Here is a 14,759-nt window from a genome sequence, read left to right as displayed (position 1 = left end):
CTGTGATCCGCTTTGCTGGAGGACATCCTTGTGAGTTCCGAATCCCGACCGCAACCCCAACCCGCACCGCGATACCGCGAGGTCTCCATCGGCCACGCGCCGGTGGCGGTCACTGAAGAACACGGCGTGTTGCACATGCGCTCCCTGGAGCCCCTGGCCGAGTTGCCGGCGCGCCTGCTCGATCGCCTGGTGCATTGGGCTCGGGTACGGCCCGAGCAGACGTTTATCGCGGCCCGCCAGGCCGGTGGGGATTGGCGCCGTGTCAGCTACCGCGAGATGCTCGACAGCGTGCGCGCGATTGCCCAGGGCCTGCTGAATTACGGGCTGTCGGCGGACAAGCCGCTGGCATTGCTGTCCGGCAACGACATCGAACATTTGCAGGTCGCCCTCGGCGCCATGTACGCCGGTATTCCGTACTGCCCGGTCTCGCCGGCGTACGCGTTGTTGTCCCAGGATTTCGCCAAGCTGCGGCATGTCTGTGACCTGCTGCAACCCGGGCTGGTATTCGTCAGCGATGCGGCGGCCTACCAGCGTGCGATCGAGGCGGTATTGCCGGCCGAGACCCCGTTGATCTGCGTGCGCGGCCACGTCCCCGGGCGTACTCAGGCCAGCTTTGCGAGCCTGCTGCAAACGCCGGGCGGCGCCGAGGCCGATGCGGCGTTCCAGGCCACCGGTCCTGACAGCATCGCCAAGTTTCTCTTCACCTCGGGCTCGACCAAATTGCCCAAGGCCGTGATCACCACGCAGCGCATGCTCTGCGCCAACCAGCAGATGCTGTTGCAGACGTTTCCGGTGTTCGGTGAGGAGCCTCCGGTGCTGGTGGACTGGCTGCCGTGGAATCACACCTTTGGCGGCAGCCACAACGTCGGCATCGTGCTCTACAACGGCGGCACCTTTTACCTGGACGACGGCAAGCCCACGGTCCAGGGTTTTGCCCAGACCTTGCGCAACCTCAAGGAGATTTCGCCCACGGCTTACCTGACGGTGCCCAAGGGCTGGGAAGAACTGGTCAACGCCCTGGAACAGGACGCCGAGTTGCGCGAATGTTTTTTTGCGCGGATGAAACTGTTCTTCTTCGCCGCCGCCGGCCTGTCCCAAAGTATCTGGGATCGCCTCGATCGCGTAGCCGAACAGCACTGCGGTGAACGCATCCGCATGATGGCCGGGCTGGGCATGACCGAAGCCGCACCGTCCTGCACCTTCACCACCGGGCCGTTGTCCATGGCCGGCTATATCGGCTTGCCCGCGCCGGGCTGCGAGGTGCGCCTGGTGCCGGTGGACGGCAAGTTCGAAGGGCGCTTTCGCGGGCCGCATATCATGCCGGGGTACTGGCGGGCGCCCCAGCAAACCGCCGAGGTGTTCGATGAACAAGGGTTCTACTGTTCAGGAGACGCGATCAAGCTCGCCGACCCTCAGCAGCCGCAACTGGGCTTGATGTTCGATGGGCGAATTGCTGAGGATTTCAAGCTCTCTTCCGGGGTGTTTGTCAGCGTTGGTCCGTTGCGCAATCGCGCGGTGCTCGACGGCTCGCCCTATGTGCAGGACCTGGTGATTACCGCGCCCGATCGCGAGTGCCTCGGAGCACTGGTGTTCCCCAGGCTCTACGAATGCCGTCGGCTGGCGGGCCTGGGCGCCGACGCCAGCGACGCCGACGTGCTCGGCAGCGCGCCGGTGCGCCAGTGGTTCGGCGATTGGTTGCAACGCCTCAATCGCGGGGTGACCGGCAATGCCAGTCGCCTGGAATGGATTGCCCTGCTCGACGAGCCGGCGTCCATCGATCGTGGGGAAATCACCGACAAAGGTTCGATCAACCAGCGCGCCGTGCTGCAATGGCGCGCGGCCAAGGTCGAGGCGTTGTATCGCGGCGAAGAGGCCACGATCCTGCGCGCCGAGCCCAAGCCTTGAACGGGCAGTATTCGGCGTTTGCCGATGTGGCGATTCTCGAGGCCGTGCGCACCCCCTGGATTGACCTGGGTGGCGCACTGTCTCAGGTCTCACCCATCGACTTGGGGATCAAGGTGGGCCGTGAGGTACTGGCCCGTGCGGGTATTGAACCGCAGGCAGTGGACAGCGTTCTGGCCGGCTCCATGGCCCAGGCCAGTTTCGATGCCTACTTGCTGCCGCGGCATATCGGCTTGTACAGCGGGGTGGCGCAAGCGGTCCCGGCACTGGGGGTGCAGCGCATCTGCGCCACCGGTTTCGAACTGTTGCGCCAGGCTGCCGGGCAACTGCGCGACGGCGGGCAACTGGCCTTGTGTGTGGCCAGTGAATCCATGTCGCGCAACCCCATCGCGGCTTACACCCACAGGGGCGGGTTTCGTCTTGGCGGCGAGGTCCAGTTCAAGGATTTTCTGTGGGAAGCCTTGTATGACCCGGCCCCGGGCCTGGACATGATCGCCACGGCCGACAACCTGGCGCGCCGTTATGGCCTGGGTCGCGAGGCGGTGGACCGCTACGCCTGCGCCAGCCACCAGCGAGCGTTGCAGGCGCAGCATGACGGCGCTTGGGTTGACGAGGTGGTGATGGTCGATAACCAGGTATTCGAGCTTGAGGGATACCAGCCCAGAGGCATCAGCCTGGCGCGTCGGACCGGTGCCGTCAGCGCGGACAGCCACCCTCGGCCCACCGACCTTGCGAGCTTGAAACGCTTGCGCGCCGTGCATCCCGGCGGCGTGCAAACCGCCGGCAACAGTTGCGCCGTGGTGGATGGCGCGGCGGCAGCGTTGGTGGGTCGCGCCTCGGCCTGCACGCGTCCGGTCCTGGCTCGGTTGCTGGCCAGCGCGGTGGTCGGCGTGGCCCCCGAGTTCATGGGCATCGGCCCGGCGCCGGCGATTCGTCTGCTGCTGCAACGCAGCGGGTTGAGTCTGGATGACATCGGCCGCTTCGAGATCAACGAAGCCCAGGCCGCCCAAGTGCTGGCGGTGGCCCATGAACTTGAGCTGGACAGCACCCGCCTCAACGTCCAGGGCGGCTCGCTGGCACTGGGGCATCCACTGGCTGCCACTGGCCTGCGCCTGGTCATGTCCCTGGCCCGACAACTGCGTCAGCACAACCTGCGCTACGGGATTGCCGCGGCGTGTGTGGGCGGCGGGCAGGGCATGGCGCTGCTGATCGAGAACCCTGCTTTTCGCGCATGAGTACGTGATTCTTTTTTAGTCGATGAGGCGTCCCGATGTGGAGCTATGAGGCGCCCCTGCGCGATATGCAATCGAGCGTGTGCAGATGCGTGCACCGTCAAGGCCCGAAGAGGTGGCCGCCCGGTTGGCGCCTTTGCTGACGCCCATCATCAAGGGTTTTTTCACCGAGCAGGGCTGGCGCAACACCTGGGTGCCATAGAGGGGGCGCGCGCCGCACTGGCGTTCGTCTGACGGGATCGGATGCTTGCGGTACTATGGCAGGCCACCTTTTCTGGAAGTTGCCTGGATGAGTAAGCCCGGTCAATTGGTGCTGGTTGCACTGCGCAAAATGATTGCCAGCGGGGAGTTGGTGGCGGGGGAGCGCCTGATGGAAATCCCTACGGCGCAACGCTTTGGTGTGTCGCGCATGCCGGTGCGCATGGCCTTTCGTACCCTTGAGCAGGAAGGGCTGCTGGTGCCGTTTGGCGGGCGCGGCTATCAGGTGCGCTCGGTCAGCCCCAGTGACATTGCCGGCGCCGTCGAAGTGCGCGGTGTGCTGGAAGGCCTGGCTGCGCGGCAAGCCGCCGAGCATGGTCTTTCCGACGCGGCTCTTGCGGCGCTGGAGCGCTGCCTGGTGGAAGGCGACCAACTGTTCGACAAAGGCTATGTGACCGAAGATGACCTTGAGGTTTACCACGACCTGAACATGCGCTTTCACCAGGTCATTGTGGAGTCCAGCCACAATCCGGCGATCACCGATGCGCTGGCACGCAATGATCACCTGCCCTTCGCATCGGTGACCGCGCTGGCGGTGGATCGTGAGGACATGGCCCGTGAATACCGGCGCTTCAACTATGCCCACATGCAGCATCACTCGGTGTTCGATGCCCTGGTCAATCGCCAGGGCGCGCGCGCCGAAGCCATCATGCGCGAACACGCCAATGCGACGTTGCGTTATGCCAAGATCTTCAGTTCAGCCACCGCCGACGCGCGCATGAAGGTGATTTTGCCCGCGTCGTGACACGGTTCAGATGTCGAGCACCAACAGTGGGGTTTTCGAGCGTGAGCAGCAGGGCGTGAACTGGTCGTTCAGCGCCTGTTCCTGCTCGGTGAGGAACAGGTCGCGGTGCTCCGGGATGCCGTCCAGCACGCGGGTCAGGCAGGTGCCACAGATCCCTTGTTCGCAGGACACGGCAATCTCGATGCCCTGGCTTTCCAGGACCTGGACCACGGTCTTGTCGGCGGGGATCGTGAAGACCTGGCCGCTGCTGCCGAGCTTCACCGCAAAGCTCCCGTCGAGGCTGTTGTCCACTGGCGCCGCGGAGAAGTACTCGCGATGCAGGCAGTTCTCCTGCCAGCCTTGCGCCCGCGCGCTGTCGAGCACGTGTTGCATGAAACCACCGGGGCCGCAGACATACAGGTGCACATCGTCTGCGGGCGCAGCCAGCACCTCGGCAGTCTTGAGCGCCGTGTGGGGCTGCTCATCGAAATGCAGGAACACGCGCTCGGCAAACGGTGACGCCTTGAGCCGCTGTACAAACGCCGCACGCTCACTGGCGCGGGCACAGTAATGCAGGTCGAAGTCGGCACCTGCATGGGCCAGGCGCTCGGCCATGCACAGGATCGGGGTGATGCCGATGCCGCCGGCGAACAGCAGGCTGCGTCGTGCTTCATGGGCCAGGGGGAAGAGATTGCGTGGTTCGCTGATCGTCAGGTGGGCGCCCTCGTGTACCTGCTCGTGCAAGCTGCGCGAGCCGCCGCGAGAGGCCGGGTCGTTGAGTACGCCGATCAGATAGCGATGACGCTCCTCGGGGTGATTGCACAGCGAATACTGGCGTACCAGCCCGTCCGGCAGATGCACGTCAATGTGCGCGCCGGCACTGAAGGCGGGCAGCGGCTGGCCATCGACCCTGGCCAGTTCATAGCTGCAAATGTCTTGGGCTTCGTTATTACGGGATACCACCACCACATCGATCATGTTCGGTCCTCGCAGAGTTGTCGCGCCGTTCAGGCGGTGGTGGTCGTGATCAGCTGTGGTTCGAGGGTGCGTTCCCGGGCAATCAGTCGCTCCAGGATCTTGCGCGACTGCACGCCGCCGGCATCGATATTCAACTTGAGCAGGTTGCGTTGCGGGTGGGCCAGCAGGTTCTGCTGCTGACGTTCAAGCATCTCCAGGTCTTCGCTGAAAATCTTCCCCTGGCCTTCGCGAATGCTGGCGGTCAGCGCCTCATCGTGAGGGTTGAAGTTGCGCGCCATGCCCCAGAAATACCAGATCGACGTCTCGGTCTGCGGGGTGATGAAGTCGACCACGATGCTTGCCGCCTTGTGTTCGGGCGCTGCGTGATAGCCGCCCTTGCCGGCGTGGGCCACGCCCACCTCGATCAGCACATGGCTGGGCGGGGTGAAGCGACAGATCTGCCAGCGGTCCACCGGCACATCGTCGGCGAGGTTGTTGCCGCGCAGGGCCATGCGCCAGAACGGCGGAGCCATGATGTTTTCCATGTGTCGGGCGGTGATGACTTGGTCGCCTTCAACCGTGGTGACGGGAGGCGCTTCATCGATTTCCTTTTGGCCGATGCTGGAAGCGTGGACGTAGGTTTCGTGGGTCAGGTCCATCAGGTTGTCGATCATCAGGCGGTAATCGCACTGGATATCAAACAGCCCGCCGCCGTACGCCCACTGGTCACTCACTGCCCACTCCAGGTGATGAATCAGCGCCGGGTCGGCAAGGGTCTGATCGCCGGGCCATACCCAGATAAAACCGTAGCGTTCAACTGCGGCAAAGGTCTTGTTGCACGGAAAACCACGCACCCGCTGCCCGGGCATTTCAACGGTCTTGCCGTCGGCCCCCATGACCAGTCCGTGATAGCCGCACACCAGGTTGCCATTTTCGACATAACCCAGTGAAAGCGGTGCGCCGCGATGGGGGCAGAAGTCCTCGACGGCTACGACGCTGCCTTCCGGGCCTCGATAAAACACCATTTTTTCACCGCAGATCTGCCGACCCAAGGGTTTTTGGGCGATTTCATCGGGTGTGCAGGCGACGTACCAAGTGTTTTTGGGGTACATGGCAATTCTCTGGCTGATTAATTATTTTTGTTTAATGGATCCATTAAATTTCCAGAGCTGTTGTGAGTCAATGTATTAGTCTGTGGTTTTAAGGTTATTTTGGGCGATTATCGATCAGTGCGATTTTACTGGATCCATTGATTGGGAGGCGCCTGGTGCGCTCATGGCAAAAAGGCCTGCCAAAAATACTCTGTGTAGATCATCGGGCGTCACCGGGCCCTTCACCGGACATCCGCTACTTTTTTGCGCAAAAATTGAAAGTCACTGCGTCATTTGGTAGCAAATCTCTTTACCCGCTTTGCGCAATTTTCCCCACCCGAACGAAAGACTTCATTTAAATCAATGAGTAATGCTCTGTGGGAGGTGTTGGCACGCGTTATGCGTTTTATATTCGTGGATAATTGGATACAAAAATACAAAGAGGCTGCCAATGCAATTTGCCCCCGCTTACGTTGACCGCCAGCCCCTCACTGCAGAGGAGGAGGCCTACAACTTCCTCCTCGACGCCATCTGCGGCGGTCGTTTCCGCAAGGGCGATCGCCTGATCGCCGAGGATATCGCCAGCGAGATAGGCATGAGCCGCATGCCGGTGCGTGAGGCATTTCGCCGCCTGGATGCCCAGGGCCTGGTGACGCTGCGGCCCAATCGCGGTGCCATTGTCAGCGGCCTGGATATCGCGGAGCTGCACGAGGTGTTCGAGATGCGCAGCGCACTTGAAGGCCTTGCAGTTCGCGTCGCGGTCAGCCGTATCGGTGAACGCCAGATGGCGGCTCTGGAGCGCCTGCTGGACGAGATGGATGACTACCGCGACGAGAGCGCCGCGTGGGTCCGTTGCCACCGTGCCTTTCACGAATACCTGTGCGGGCTCAGCGGCCGGCCACGCTTGCTGAAGCAGATTTCGGCGTTGTATTCGCTGGTGGAAGCGCCCATGCGCTTGTGGCTGCAGCACAGCGAAAAACCCCTCAGCGCGCGCCAGGAACACGCGGTGATCCTCGACGCGATTCGCGCCGGTGACGCCGCCGGTGCCGAAGCTGTGGTACGCGAACACATCGAAAGCACCGTGCCGCTGCTGATTCAATTTCTGCAATCGAGAAAATAAGAGAGACGGGGTCCTGACCCGTCCGTGTTTTGACTTTAGTCCTGCCCCCTTTATCTAACGAAGTGGAGTGTCTGGTCATGCATAAACAACGCCGCGCCTTGCTGGTGGCTGTAACCCTGGGTCTCTGCACACAATGGGCGGTTGCCACGCCCCAAGTGCCGGAGCGTCTGCAAAAGATCAATAAACTCACCTACTGCTCGGGGATGGATTCACCGCCCCTGGTCTCTTTCGACGAAGCCCAGAAACCGCGCGGGCTCACGGTTGACCTGGGGCTTGAGATCGCCAAACGGCTGGGCGACAAGCAGGTGCAGTGGCGGGTGATTCCGTTCTCCGGCTTGCTACCGGCGCTGCTTGCCCAGCAGTGCGACATGATCGTCGATCAGTTGTTCGACAAGCCGGAGCGGCGCGAAGTGATCGATATCGTCAACTACATGTATTCCAGCCAGTCGGTGGTGGTGCCCAAGGGCAACCCTAAAGGCATCAAGACCCTGGATGACCTTTTCGGACGAAAAGTGGCGGTGCTCAACGGCTCCACCATCAAAACCCTGCTGGACACCCAGAACGAAAACCTCGTCAAGGCTGGCAAGCCACCGATGAAGCTGGTGGTCTACAACACCGACACTGATGCTTTCCAGGCGCTGCGCATCAGTCAGGCCGATGCCTACGGCACCACTGTAGAAACCGCGGGCTACTACGCGTCGATGGCCCCGGACCTGTTTGAGGAAGGGGTCCCGGCATTCAGCCGCATCCTCACCGGCCTGGGCATGCGCAAGGACGACCCACAACTGACCGCCGCCGTGCAGCAGATCATCAGCGACATGCGCAGCGACGGCAGCTACGCGCAATTGCTCAATAAATGGCACGTCAGCAGCGACACACTCGACTGAGGCTCTATAACGATGAATTTCAATTGGGATGTGTTCTGGCAATACCTGCTACAGCCCAGTGGGGTCTACCTCACCGGGCTGTGGCTGACTTGCCTGATCAGCGTACTGGCGATGCTGCTGGGCTGTGCGCTGGGCCTGGCGGCGGCGCTGTTGCGTTTGTCGACGAACCCGCTGCTGCATCTGCCGGTGCGCCTTTACGTGTGGCTGATGCGCGGCACGCCGTTGCTGGTACAGATCGTGTTTTTGTACACGGCGCTGGCGGCGGGCGGGATCTTCCGCTTCGAGGACATCGATCTGTTCGGGCTGATCATCCCCGGCAATATCCAGGCGGCGATCATCGCCCTGGGCCTGAATGAAGGCGCGTACATGGCCGAGATCATTCGCGCCGGCATCGGCGCAGTGGACAAGGGCCAATACGAAGCCGGGCGTTCCCTGGGCATGGGGTTCGGCAAGCTGATGCGGCGCATCGTGCTGCCCCAGGCGTTTCGGGTGATCGTGCCGCCGCTGGGCAATGAGTTCAATGTGATGCTCAAGAACACCACGCTGGTGAGCGTGATCGGCGTGCAGGAGTTGTTGCTCAGCACGCAGATGGTGACCTCGGCGACGTTTCGCGTATTCGAGTTGTACCTGGTCGTCGCGATTTACTTCCTGACGTTGACCACGCTGTGGGGCTTTTTCCAACGCTGGCTCGAAAACCGTTTCGGCCAGTCCGATCGACCTTCGGCGCCACCTCCTGCCGCCAGCCGCATGTTCGGTCGCAGCACCCTGAAACTGCTGAGGGGACGTTAACCATGGCGCACCAAAGTGAAGAGCTGATCATTGACGCACAGGATATCCAGAAGTCGTTCGGCGAGTTGCAGATCCTCAAGGGCATCTCCCTGCAGGTGCGGCGCGGCGAAGTAGTGGTGCTGATCGGCGCCTCCGGCTCCGGCAAGACCACCTTTATCCGCTGCATCAACCTGCTGGAAGACATCCAGGGCGGGCGCATTCGCGTCAACGGCCGCGCCATGGGCTATCGCGAACGCGCCGATGGCAGCCTGGTGCGTGATTCGGAGCGCAACATCGCCCGTCAGCGCCGCGACATCGGCATGGTGTTCCAGCGCTTCAACCTGTTCCCGCACATGACTGCATTGGAAAACATCATCGAAGCACCGATCCAGGTGCTCGGCGTACCGCGTGCCCAGGCGCTGGAACAGGCTCGCGGCTTGCTGGCGCGGGTCGGCCTGGCGGACAAGGCCAGCCACTACCCGTCGATGCTCTCCGGCGGCCAGCAGCAAAGGGTGGCGATTGCCCGTGCGCTGGCGATGAAACCCCAGGCGATGCTGTTCGACGAACCCACCAGCGCCCTCGACCCGGAAACCGTCGGCGAGGTCTTGCAGGTAATGAAGGAGCTGGCCGAGGAGGGCATGACCATGGTGGTGGTCACCCACGAAATGGGCTTTGCCCGCGAAGTGGCCGACCGGGTGGTGGTGCTTGATCAGGGCGAATTAATCGAGCAAGGGCCGCCAGAGCAGATTTTCAGCCACCCCAGCCATCCACGGACCCGGGCGTTTCTCAGCCGCGTGTTATGACCTTTTTTGAAGAGCCTTTGCCATGTTGAAATTCTCCGCTCACGAATACCCCTATGCGTCGCAACGCCAAAGCGTGTTTGCCCGTCGCGGCATGGTCGCGGCATCCCAGCCGCTGGCAGCCCAGGCCGGTATCGAGATCATGCAAAAAGGCGGCAACGCCATTGATGCCGCCATCGCCACGGCGGCGGCGCTCACCGTCGTCGAACCCACTGGCTGCGGCATTGGCGGCGATGCGTTTGCCCTGGTCTGGTGCAAGGGGCAGTTGCATGGCCTGAACGGCAATGGCCACGCACCGGCCGCCTTGAGCATCGAGGCAGTCAAGGCGGCCGGGCATGCGCAGATGCCGCTGTATGGCTGGACGCCGGTCACTGTGCCGGGCTGCCCATCGGCCTGGGCCGAACTGTCGCAACGCTTCGGCAAATTGCCGTTTGCCGATTTGCTGCAGCCGGCCATCAGCCTGGCACGCGACGGTTTCCCGTTGTCGCCGGTGGTTGCCCATCAATGGCAGATATCCTTGAACGAATTCAGCCCGCATCGCGACGAAGTGCTGCAAGCCTGGTTCGACACCTTTCTCATTGAAGGACGCGCGCCCCAGGCGGGCGAGATTTTCCGCAACCCGGCCCAGGCTCGTACCCTGGAAGAACTCGCCGCCACCCGCTGCGAAAGCCTTTATCGCGGTGCCTTGGCCGAGCGCCTGGATGCACATTCGCGGGCCAGCGGTGGTTATCTGCGCGCCAGCGACCTCGAGGATTACCGCGCGCAGTGGGTGGAGCCGATCCGCATCAATTACCGCGGCGTGGATGTCTGGGAAATCCCGCCCAGCGGCCAGGGCCTGGTCGCATTGATGGCGCTGAAGATCCTCGAAGGCTTCAGCTTCGATCACCGCGACAGCCAGCAAACCTGGCACCGCCAGCTGGAAGCCATGAAGCTCGCCTACAGCGATGGCCTGCACTACATCACCGACCCGGCGCACATGCGAGTGGCGGTGGCCGACCTGCTCAGCGACGACTACAGCACCCGCCGCCGTGGCGAGATCGGCGAGCAGGCCCAGCCACCCAAGCCCGGCGACCCTCACGCCAGCGGCACGGTGTACCTGGCCACCGCGGATGCCGAAGGCAATATGGTCTCGTTCATCCAGAGCAACTACCACGGCTTCGGCTCCGGCGTGGTGCTGCCCGACAGCGGCATCGCCCTGCAGAATCGCGGGCAGGAATTCAGCCTCGATGAGGGGCATGCCAACTGCCTGGCGCCGGGCAAGAAAACCTTCCACACCATCATCCCGGGTTTCCTCAGCAAGGACGGTAAGGCCCTTGGACCGTTCGGCGTAATGGGCGGCTACATGCAGCCCCAGGGCCATGTGCAGATGGTGATGAATCTGGTGGACTTCGGCCTCAACCCCCAGGCGGCATTGGACGCGCCACGCTGGCAATGGCTGGGCGACATGAAGGTCGGCATCGAACATGGAGCTTCGCGCGACCTGGTCAATGCGCTGGCGCGGCGCGGGCACAAGGTGCAGACCGACAGCGACCTGACCGACTACGGGCGTGGGCAGATCATCCTGCGCGACCCGGTCACCGGCGTATTGTGCGGTGGCACGGAGCCACGAGCGGATTCGCATATCGCAGTTTGGTGAGCGGCTACACAAGCGCTGAGCGAGACGGATAATTATGATGGGAGTGATGAGTTGTTTGACCTTTGCTACGGCGGGCGCTCGCTCGCTGAAGCAACGATTGAACCTCACAACTCAGGCCTCTGTTCCATCTGCTATCTGATTCTCGACATCCTTGCTCGTGCAACGGGTCTTAAAGAGCCAGCGTCCATGACCAGAGGAGGACCTTTATTACCTCCCTGGTAAATACCATGGCATTGTCAATTTATCTGATATCAGTCGTCTTTTTTCAATCAGATAAAAGCGCCTAAATTCCACCTCCACAACGTCGACATGTCCATGCAAGGGAGCCCGGAGGGTGGAAATTGCTTGGTCGAGAACAAGACTCTTGGAGTCTGGATGCATCCTAGATGTTCTTAAACCCTATCTTGGCAGGAGGTTCCATGGCCCCTCGAACTGTACTGATCACTGGCGCAGCAGGTGGTGTTGGTCGCGCGCTGGTTGAGCGTTTTTTAAATGAAGACTTCAAGGTTTTCGCAACAGATCTGGATGCGAAAAAGCTCGCAGATTTACAGGTTGAATATCAGGTGTCAGGCATTTTTTGCGGTGATATCCGCCAACCCGCTGTGTGTGCTGCAGCCGTTAATGCAGCCGTTATGGCGATGGGCCGACTGGATGTATTGATCAACGCTGCGGGAGTATGGCGCGAAGGTCCGGTTGAAGATTTTACCGAAGAGGATTTCGACCTTGTTCTGGACGTAAACCTGAAGGCTACGTTCTTCATGTGTTCAGCCGCTATTCCCCATCTGAAATTATCAGAGGGTTCCATCCTGAATATTTCAAGCGATGCCGGCCGGCAAGGCAATCGAAATGCCGCAGCTTATTGCGCAAGCAAGGGCGGCGTGACCCTGCTGACAAAAACCCTGGCATTGGACCTGGCACCCTTTGGCGTGCGCTGCAACGCTATTTCCCCAGGTGATATCGAAACCCCAATGCTCAAATTTCAAGCCACTCAATATGGGCAGGGAGACCCTCAGGCCTACTATCAGGATCTGTTGGACAAGTACCCCCAAGGTGCCCGAGCCCGATTTATCCAGCCGGAAGAGGTTGCCGAGCTGGCGTTTTTCCTGTCCCAACCCGGTGCGCGATCCATCACTGGCGCGGACATGGCGATTGATTGCGGCGTCTCCGCTGGAAACTGACAGTGGCCCATTGATGCCGATGGGAGCGATACCCAAGGGGGCGCTATGACAGTGGCCGATAACCGTCGTCTCCAGGCTGCGCTTTGATGGGCGGGGTAGCACAGGCATCTAGAAGGCATTAGTGAGGAGGCCATCGCACTTGGCGATGGCTGCGTGATGGATGGCGAAAGTCGCTCTTGTGAGCCAACCGTCGGGCCGCATCTGGACCCCGCCGCCAGCTTCAATGTGCACTTTTACTCATCAAACACGACGAGGCTCGCCTTCCGCAATTTCGCGTATCAGGCTCAGGTAACGAAGCGCGCCCAGTCCCAGGGGCCGGTTTTTTACCCAGATGATATCGACCCATAGCCGCATCTGACTCGGCATGTAGTCAAACACCACCTCCGTCAATGAACCTGACGTGATGAGAGGGTATACCAGCGATTTTGGAAGATATGCCCAACCCAATCCTTGCTGTACCAGGTCCAGCGTGGCCAGATAATTGTCGCTGTGCCAAATCCGCCGCGACAGCACAACACGTGGGTCAGAGTCTGCAGGTCCTCCGGTCGCGACGATGATCTGCCGAACATTGACCAGTTGCTCCTCATTCAAGGGGCTTTTTTTGCCGGCGGCCGCAGGGTGATCCGGAGCAGCAACCGCGATTAACAATTGGCTCCCCGCCTCAAGAAATGTCTCGCGCTCGTCAAGCCCTGGTCGTTCGAACCCAAGTGCCAATTGCACACGCCCTTCATGGAGCATGCGCATCGCTTCTGGATGGGATGCGGAGCGAATCTCGATTTCCAGCGTGGGAAACTCCCTGGCGATAGTGGACAGCGGACGATTCCAGATGCCTGTTTGCAACTCTGGCGCCATCGCAAGGACCAAGCGCTCTTCCAACCCCTGATGAAGCTGCAGCGCATGGGCGTCCAGCAGGTTCAGCTGGCTGGCGACCTGTCGTGCCTGGGGCTCGAGTGCCTTGGCGGCTGGCGTAGGAATGGCTTTGCGGGTTGATCGGTCAAAAAGCAACAAATCCAGCTCGGCTTCAAGCTGCGACACCGCCATGTTGATGGCGGAGGGGACCCGGCCTAATTTTCGCGCCGCCGCCGAAAAGGATCCGCTGTCGATGACCGAGAGGAAAATTTTAAGTGACTCACTGGTAAACGCCATAGGTGTTGTCAAATTTTCTGATGATGATCGTCTTTATGTATCAGATTTATTCGCCTAGTTTCTACTCTCTTTCAAATTAAATACGTGGGCACACCATGTTGGATACGCAATTTAGAGGGCATGTTGCACTCGTCAGCGGTGCCGGAAGTGAAGCCGGGATCGGAATGGCCATCGCTCGCAGGCTAGGTGCATCCGGAGTGAAGTTGATCATCACTGCGAGCAGCGCTCGTATTCTGGATCGGGTCAAAGAGCTGCGCGCTGAAGGGTTCGACGTTGAAGGCCGACCCGCTGACCTCACTGATGAAAGTCAGGTGCGTGAATTCGGCCTATGGGCAGAGTCAGTCTGGGGGCGGGTCGATATTCTGGTGAATAATGCCGGTATGGCCATGCAAGGAAGCCCTGAGGTTTTCTCGGAATTGGCAACAATGGAACTGCATGAGTGGAATCTTTCACTGGCCAGAAATTTAACTACAGCTTTTCTTCTGACCCGCGCTGTTTTGCCTGGCATGAAGGCGAGAGGTTATGGGCGCATTGTCAATATCAGTTCCACCACGGGCACCCGGTGCGGCAATCCTGGTGAAGCCGCTTATAGCGCCGCCAAGGCCGCGATGGTGGGTATGAACATGGGGCTCGCACTTGAAGTCGCCAAACAGGGAATTACCGTAAACAGCGTGGCTCCGGGATGGATCACCACCGGCTCCACCACGCCAGCCGAAACAGAGGCGGGGCGTTTCACCCCGATTGGGCGCTCGGGCAACCCTCGCGAAGTGGCGGCGGCTGTTGCATTTCTGGCGTCGCCTGACGCCAGTTACATCACCGGTGAAGTCCTGGTGGTGGATGGCGGGAATTGTCTGGTCGAGAACAAATCCCCTCACGCCTGACGTCAAGAACGGGGCTATCACTGCGCGCTGTAAAAGCGCGATGTTTTCGAAGAATGAGTAAGTTCGCCGAGCCGTATTAATGCACCGTCATGCGCCGACAAGCATGAACGCGGTGTTGGACAGTTCCTCTCTGAGCGGCACGGATTTTTAACTGATTTTTTGTAATTAACATAGGGTGT

Annotated in this window: 13 protein-coding genes; 10 read left to right on the top strand and 3 right to left on the bottom strand. The window is 60.8% G+C overall.

Going from position 1 to position 14,759, the window contains the following annotated elements; all coding sequences use genetic code 11:
* The first annotated feature begins 30 nt into the window (after nt 1-30).
* The 3 genes from J1G34_RS12150 to J1G34_RS12140 all read left to right on the top strand — a co-directional run bounded on the left by J1G34_RS12150 (nt 31) and on the right by J1G34_RS12140 (nt 4,137).
* A complete protein-coding gene (locus J1G34_RS12150; RefSeq protein WP_222994106.1) occupies nt 31-1,905 on the top strand; it encodes a feruloyl-CoA synthase in 1,875 nt (624 codons plus the stop codon).
* On the top strand, nt 1,902-3,137 hold the full coding sequence (locus J1G34_RS12145; protein ID WP_128876520.1) for a thiolase family protein: 1,236 nt from the start codon (nt 1,902-1,904) through the stop codon (nt 3,135-3,137). The genes J1G34_RS12150 and J1G34_RS12145 overlap by 4 nt, the downstream gene beginning before the upstream one ends.
* Before the next feature lie 286 nt (nt 3,138-3,423).
* Nucleotides 3,424-4,137 carry a GntR family transcriptional regulator gene (locus J1G34_RS12140; RefSeq protein WP_065892889.1) on the top strand — a complete coding sequence of 238 codons (714 nt, stop codon included), beginning with the start codon at nt 3,424-3,426 and terminating at the stop codon, nt 4,135-4,137.
* Between the two features lie 6 nt (nt 4,138-4,143).
* Here the strand turns inward: J1G34_RS12140 and J1G34_RS12135 are convergent, their stop codons facing one another.
* The gene (locus J1G34_RS12135) at nt 4,144-5,094 is read right to left on the bottom strand and encodes a PDR/VanB family oxidoreductase (RefSeq protein ID WP_065896224.1); all 951 of its coding nucleotides are present in this window, start codon (nt 5,092-5,094) and stop codon (nt 4,144-4,146) included.
* A gap of 29 nt (nt 5,095-5,123) precedes the next feature.
* A complete protein-coding gene (locus tag J1G34_RS12130) occupies nt 5,124-6,185 on the bottom strand; it encodes an aromatic ring-hydroxylating oxygenase subunit alpha (RefSeq protein ID WP_065892887.1) in 1,062 nt (353 codons plus the stop codon).
* A gap of 430 nt (nt 6,186-6,615) precedes the next feature.
* On the opposite strand from J1G34_RS12130, the gene J1G34_RS12125 reads away from it, so the two are divergent.
* From J1G34_RS12125 to J1G34_RS12100, 6 genes are all read left to right on the top strand, one after another.
* Nucleotides 6,616-7,284: a GntR family transcriptional regulator gene (locus tag J1G34_RS12125; protein WP_065896222.1), complete on the top strand. Its 669-nt coding sequence runs from the start codon at nt 6,616-6,618 to the stop codon at nt 7,282-7,284.
* Between the two features lie 77 nt (nt 7,285-7,361).
* Nucleotides 7,362-8,171 carry an ABC transporter substrate-binding protein gene (locus tag J1G34_RS12120; RefSeq protein ID WP_222994105.1) on the top strand — a complete coding sequence of 270 codons (810 nt, stop codon included), beginning with the start codon at nt 7,362-7,364 and terminating at the stop codon, nt 8,169-8,171.
* A gap of 12 nt (nt 8,172-8,183) precedes the next feature.
* Nucleotides 8,184-8,960 (top strand): amino acid ABC transporter permease, encoded by a 777-nt coding sequence (locus J1G34_RS12115; RefSeq protein ID WP_222994104.1) that lies wholly within the window; start codon nt 8,184-8,186, stop codon nt 8,958-8,960.
* A 2-nt stretch (nt 8,961-8,962) separates the two neighbouring features.
* Nucleotides 8,963-9,742: an amino acid ABC transporter ATP-binding protein gene (locus J1G34_RS12110; RefSeq protein WP_053256191.1), complete on the top strand. Its 780-nt coding sequence runs from the start codon at nt 8,963-8,965 to the stop codon at nt 9,740-9,742.
* Between the two features lie 22 nt (nt 9,743-9,764).
* Nucleotides 9,765-11,375, top strand: a complete 1,611-nt coding sequence (locus J1G34_RS12105; RefSeq protein ID WP_065892884.1) for a gamma-glutamyltransferase family protein — start codon at nt 9,765-9,767, stop codon at nt 11,373-11,375.
* A 419-nt stretch (nt 11,376-11,794) separates the two neighbouring features.
* Nucleotides 11,795-12,553 (top strand): SDR family NAD(P)-dependent oxidoreductase, encoded by a 759-nt coding sequence (locus J1G34_RS12100; protein ID WP_065892883.1) that lies wholly within the window; start codon nt 11,795-11,797, stop codon nt 12,551-12,553.
* A 240-nt stretch (nt 12,554-12,793) separates the two neighbouring features.
* Here J1G34_RS12100 and J1G34_RS12095 read toward each other — a convergent pair whose 3' ends face one another.
* Nucleotides 12,794-13,699, bottom strand: a complete 906-nt coding sequence (locus tag J1G34_RS12095) for a LysR family transcriptional regulator (protein ID WP_065892882.1) — start codon at nt 13,697-13,699, stop codon at nt 12,794-12,796.
* Between the two features lie 95 nt (nt 13,700-13,794).
* Here J1G34_RS12095 and J1G34_RS12090 point away from each other — a divergent pair, with 95 nt between their 5' ends.
* Complete coding sequence (locus J1G34_RS12090; protein ID WP_065892881.1) at nt 13,795-14,580, top strand: SDR family NAD(P)-dependent oxidoreductase; 786 nt, start codon at nt 13,795-13,797, stop codon at nt 14,578-14,580.
* The last annotated feature ends 179 nt before the right edge of the window (nt 14,581-14,759 follow it).

The organism is Pseudomonas sp. Wu6, assembly GCF_019891515.1.
In the GTDB taxonomy this organism is placed as follows: Bacteria; Pseudomonadota; Gammaproteobacteria; order Pseudomonadales; family Pseudomonadaceae; genus Aquipseudomonas; species Aquipseudomonas orientalis_A.
Note: the sequence above shows the minus strand (reverse complement) of the source record. Positions and strands in the feature narration are given on the sequence as shown.

Coding starts and splice junctions, on each gene's coding strand:
- J1G34_RS12140 (WP_065892889.1), top strand. CDS start 3,424: ATGAGTAAGCCCGGTCAATTGGTGCTGGTTGCACTGCGCAAAATGATT.
- J1G34_RS12095 (WP_065892882.1), bottom strand. CDS start 13,699: ATGGCGTTTACCAGTGAGTCACTTAAAATTTTCCTCTCGGTCATCGAC.
- J1G34_RS12135 (WP_065896224.1), bottom strand. CDS start 5,094: ATGATCGATGTGGTGGTGGTATCCCGTAATAACGAAGCCCAAGACATT.
- J1G34_RS12100 (WP_065892883.1), top strand. CDS start 11,795: ATGGCCCCTCGAACTGTACTGATCACTGGCGCAGCAGGTGGTGTTGGT.
- J1G34_RS12120 (WP_222994105.1), top strand. CDS start 7,362: ATGCATAAACAACGCCGCGCCTTGCTGGTGGCTGTAACCCTGGGTCTC.
- J1G34_RS12115 (WP_222994104.1), top strand. CDS start 8,184: ATGAATTTCAATTGGGATGTGTTCTGGCAATACCTGCTACAGCCCAGT.
- J1G34_RS12125 (WP_065896222.1), top strand. CDS start 6,616: ATGCAATTTGCCCCCGCTTACGTTGACCGCCAGCCCCTCACTGCAGAG.
- J1G34_RS12130 (WP_065892887.1), bottom strand. CDS start 6,185: ATGTACCCCAAAAACACTTGGTACGTCGCCTGCACACCCGATGAAATC.
- J1G34_RS12090 (WP_065892881.1), top strand. CDS start 13,795: ATGTTGGATACGCAATTTAGAGGGCATGTTGCACTCGTCAGCGGTGCC.
- J1G34_RS12110 (WP_053256191.1), top strand. CDS start 8,963: ATGGCGCACCAAAGTGAAGAGCTGATCATTGACGCACAGGATATCCAG.
- J1G34_RS12105 (WP_065892884.1), top strand. CDS start 9,765: ATGTTGAAATTCTCCGCTCACGAATACCCCTATGCGTCGCAACGCCAA.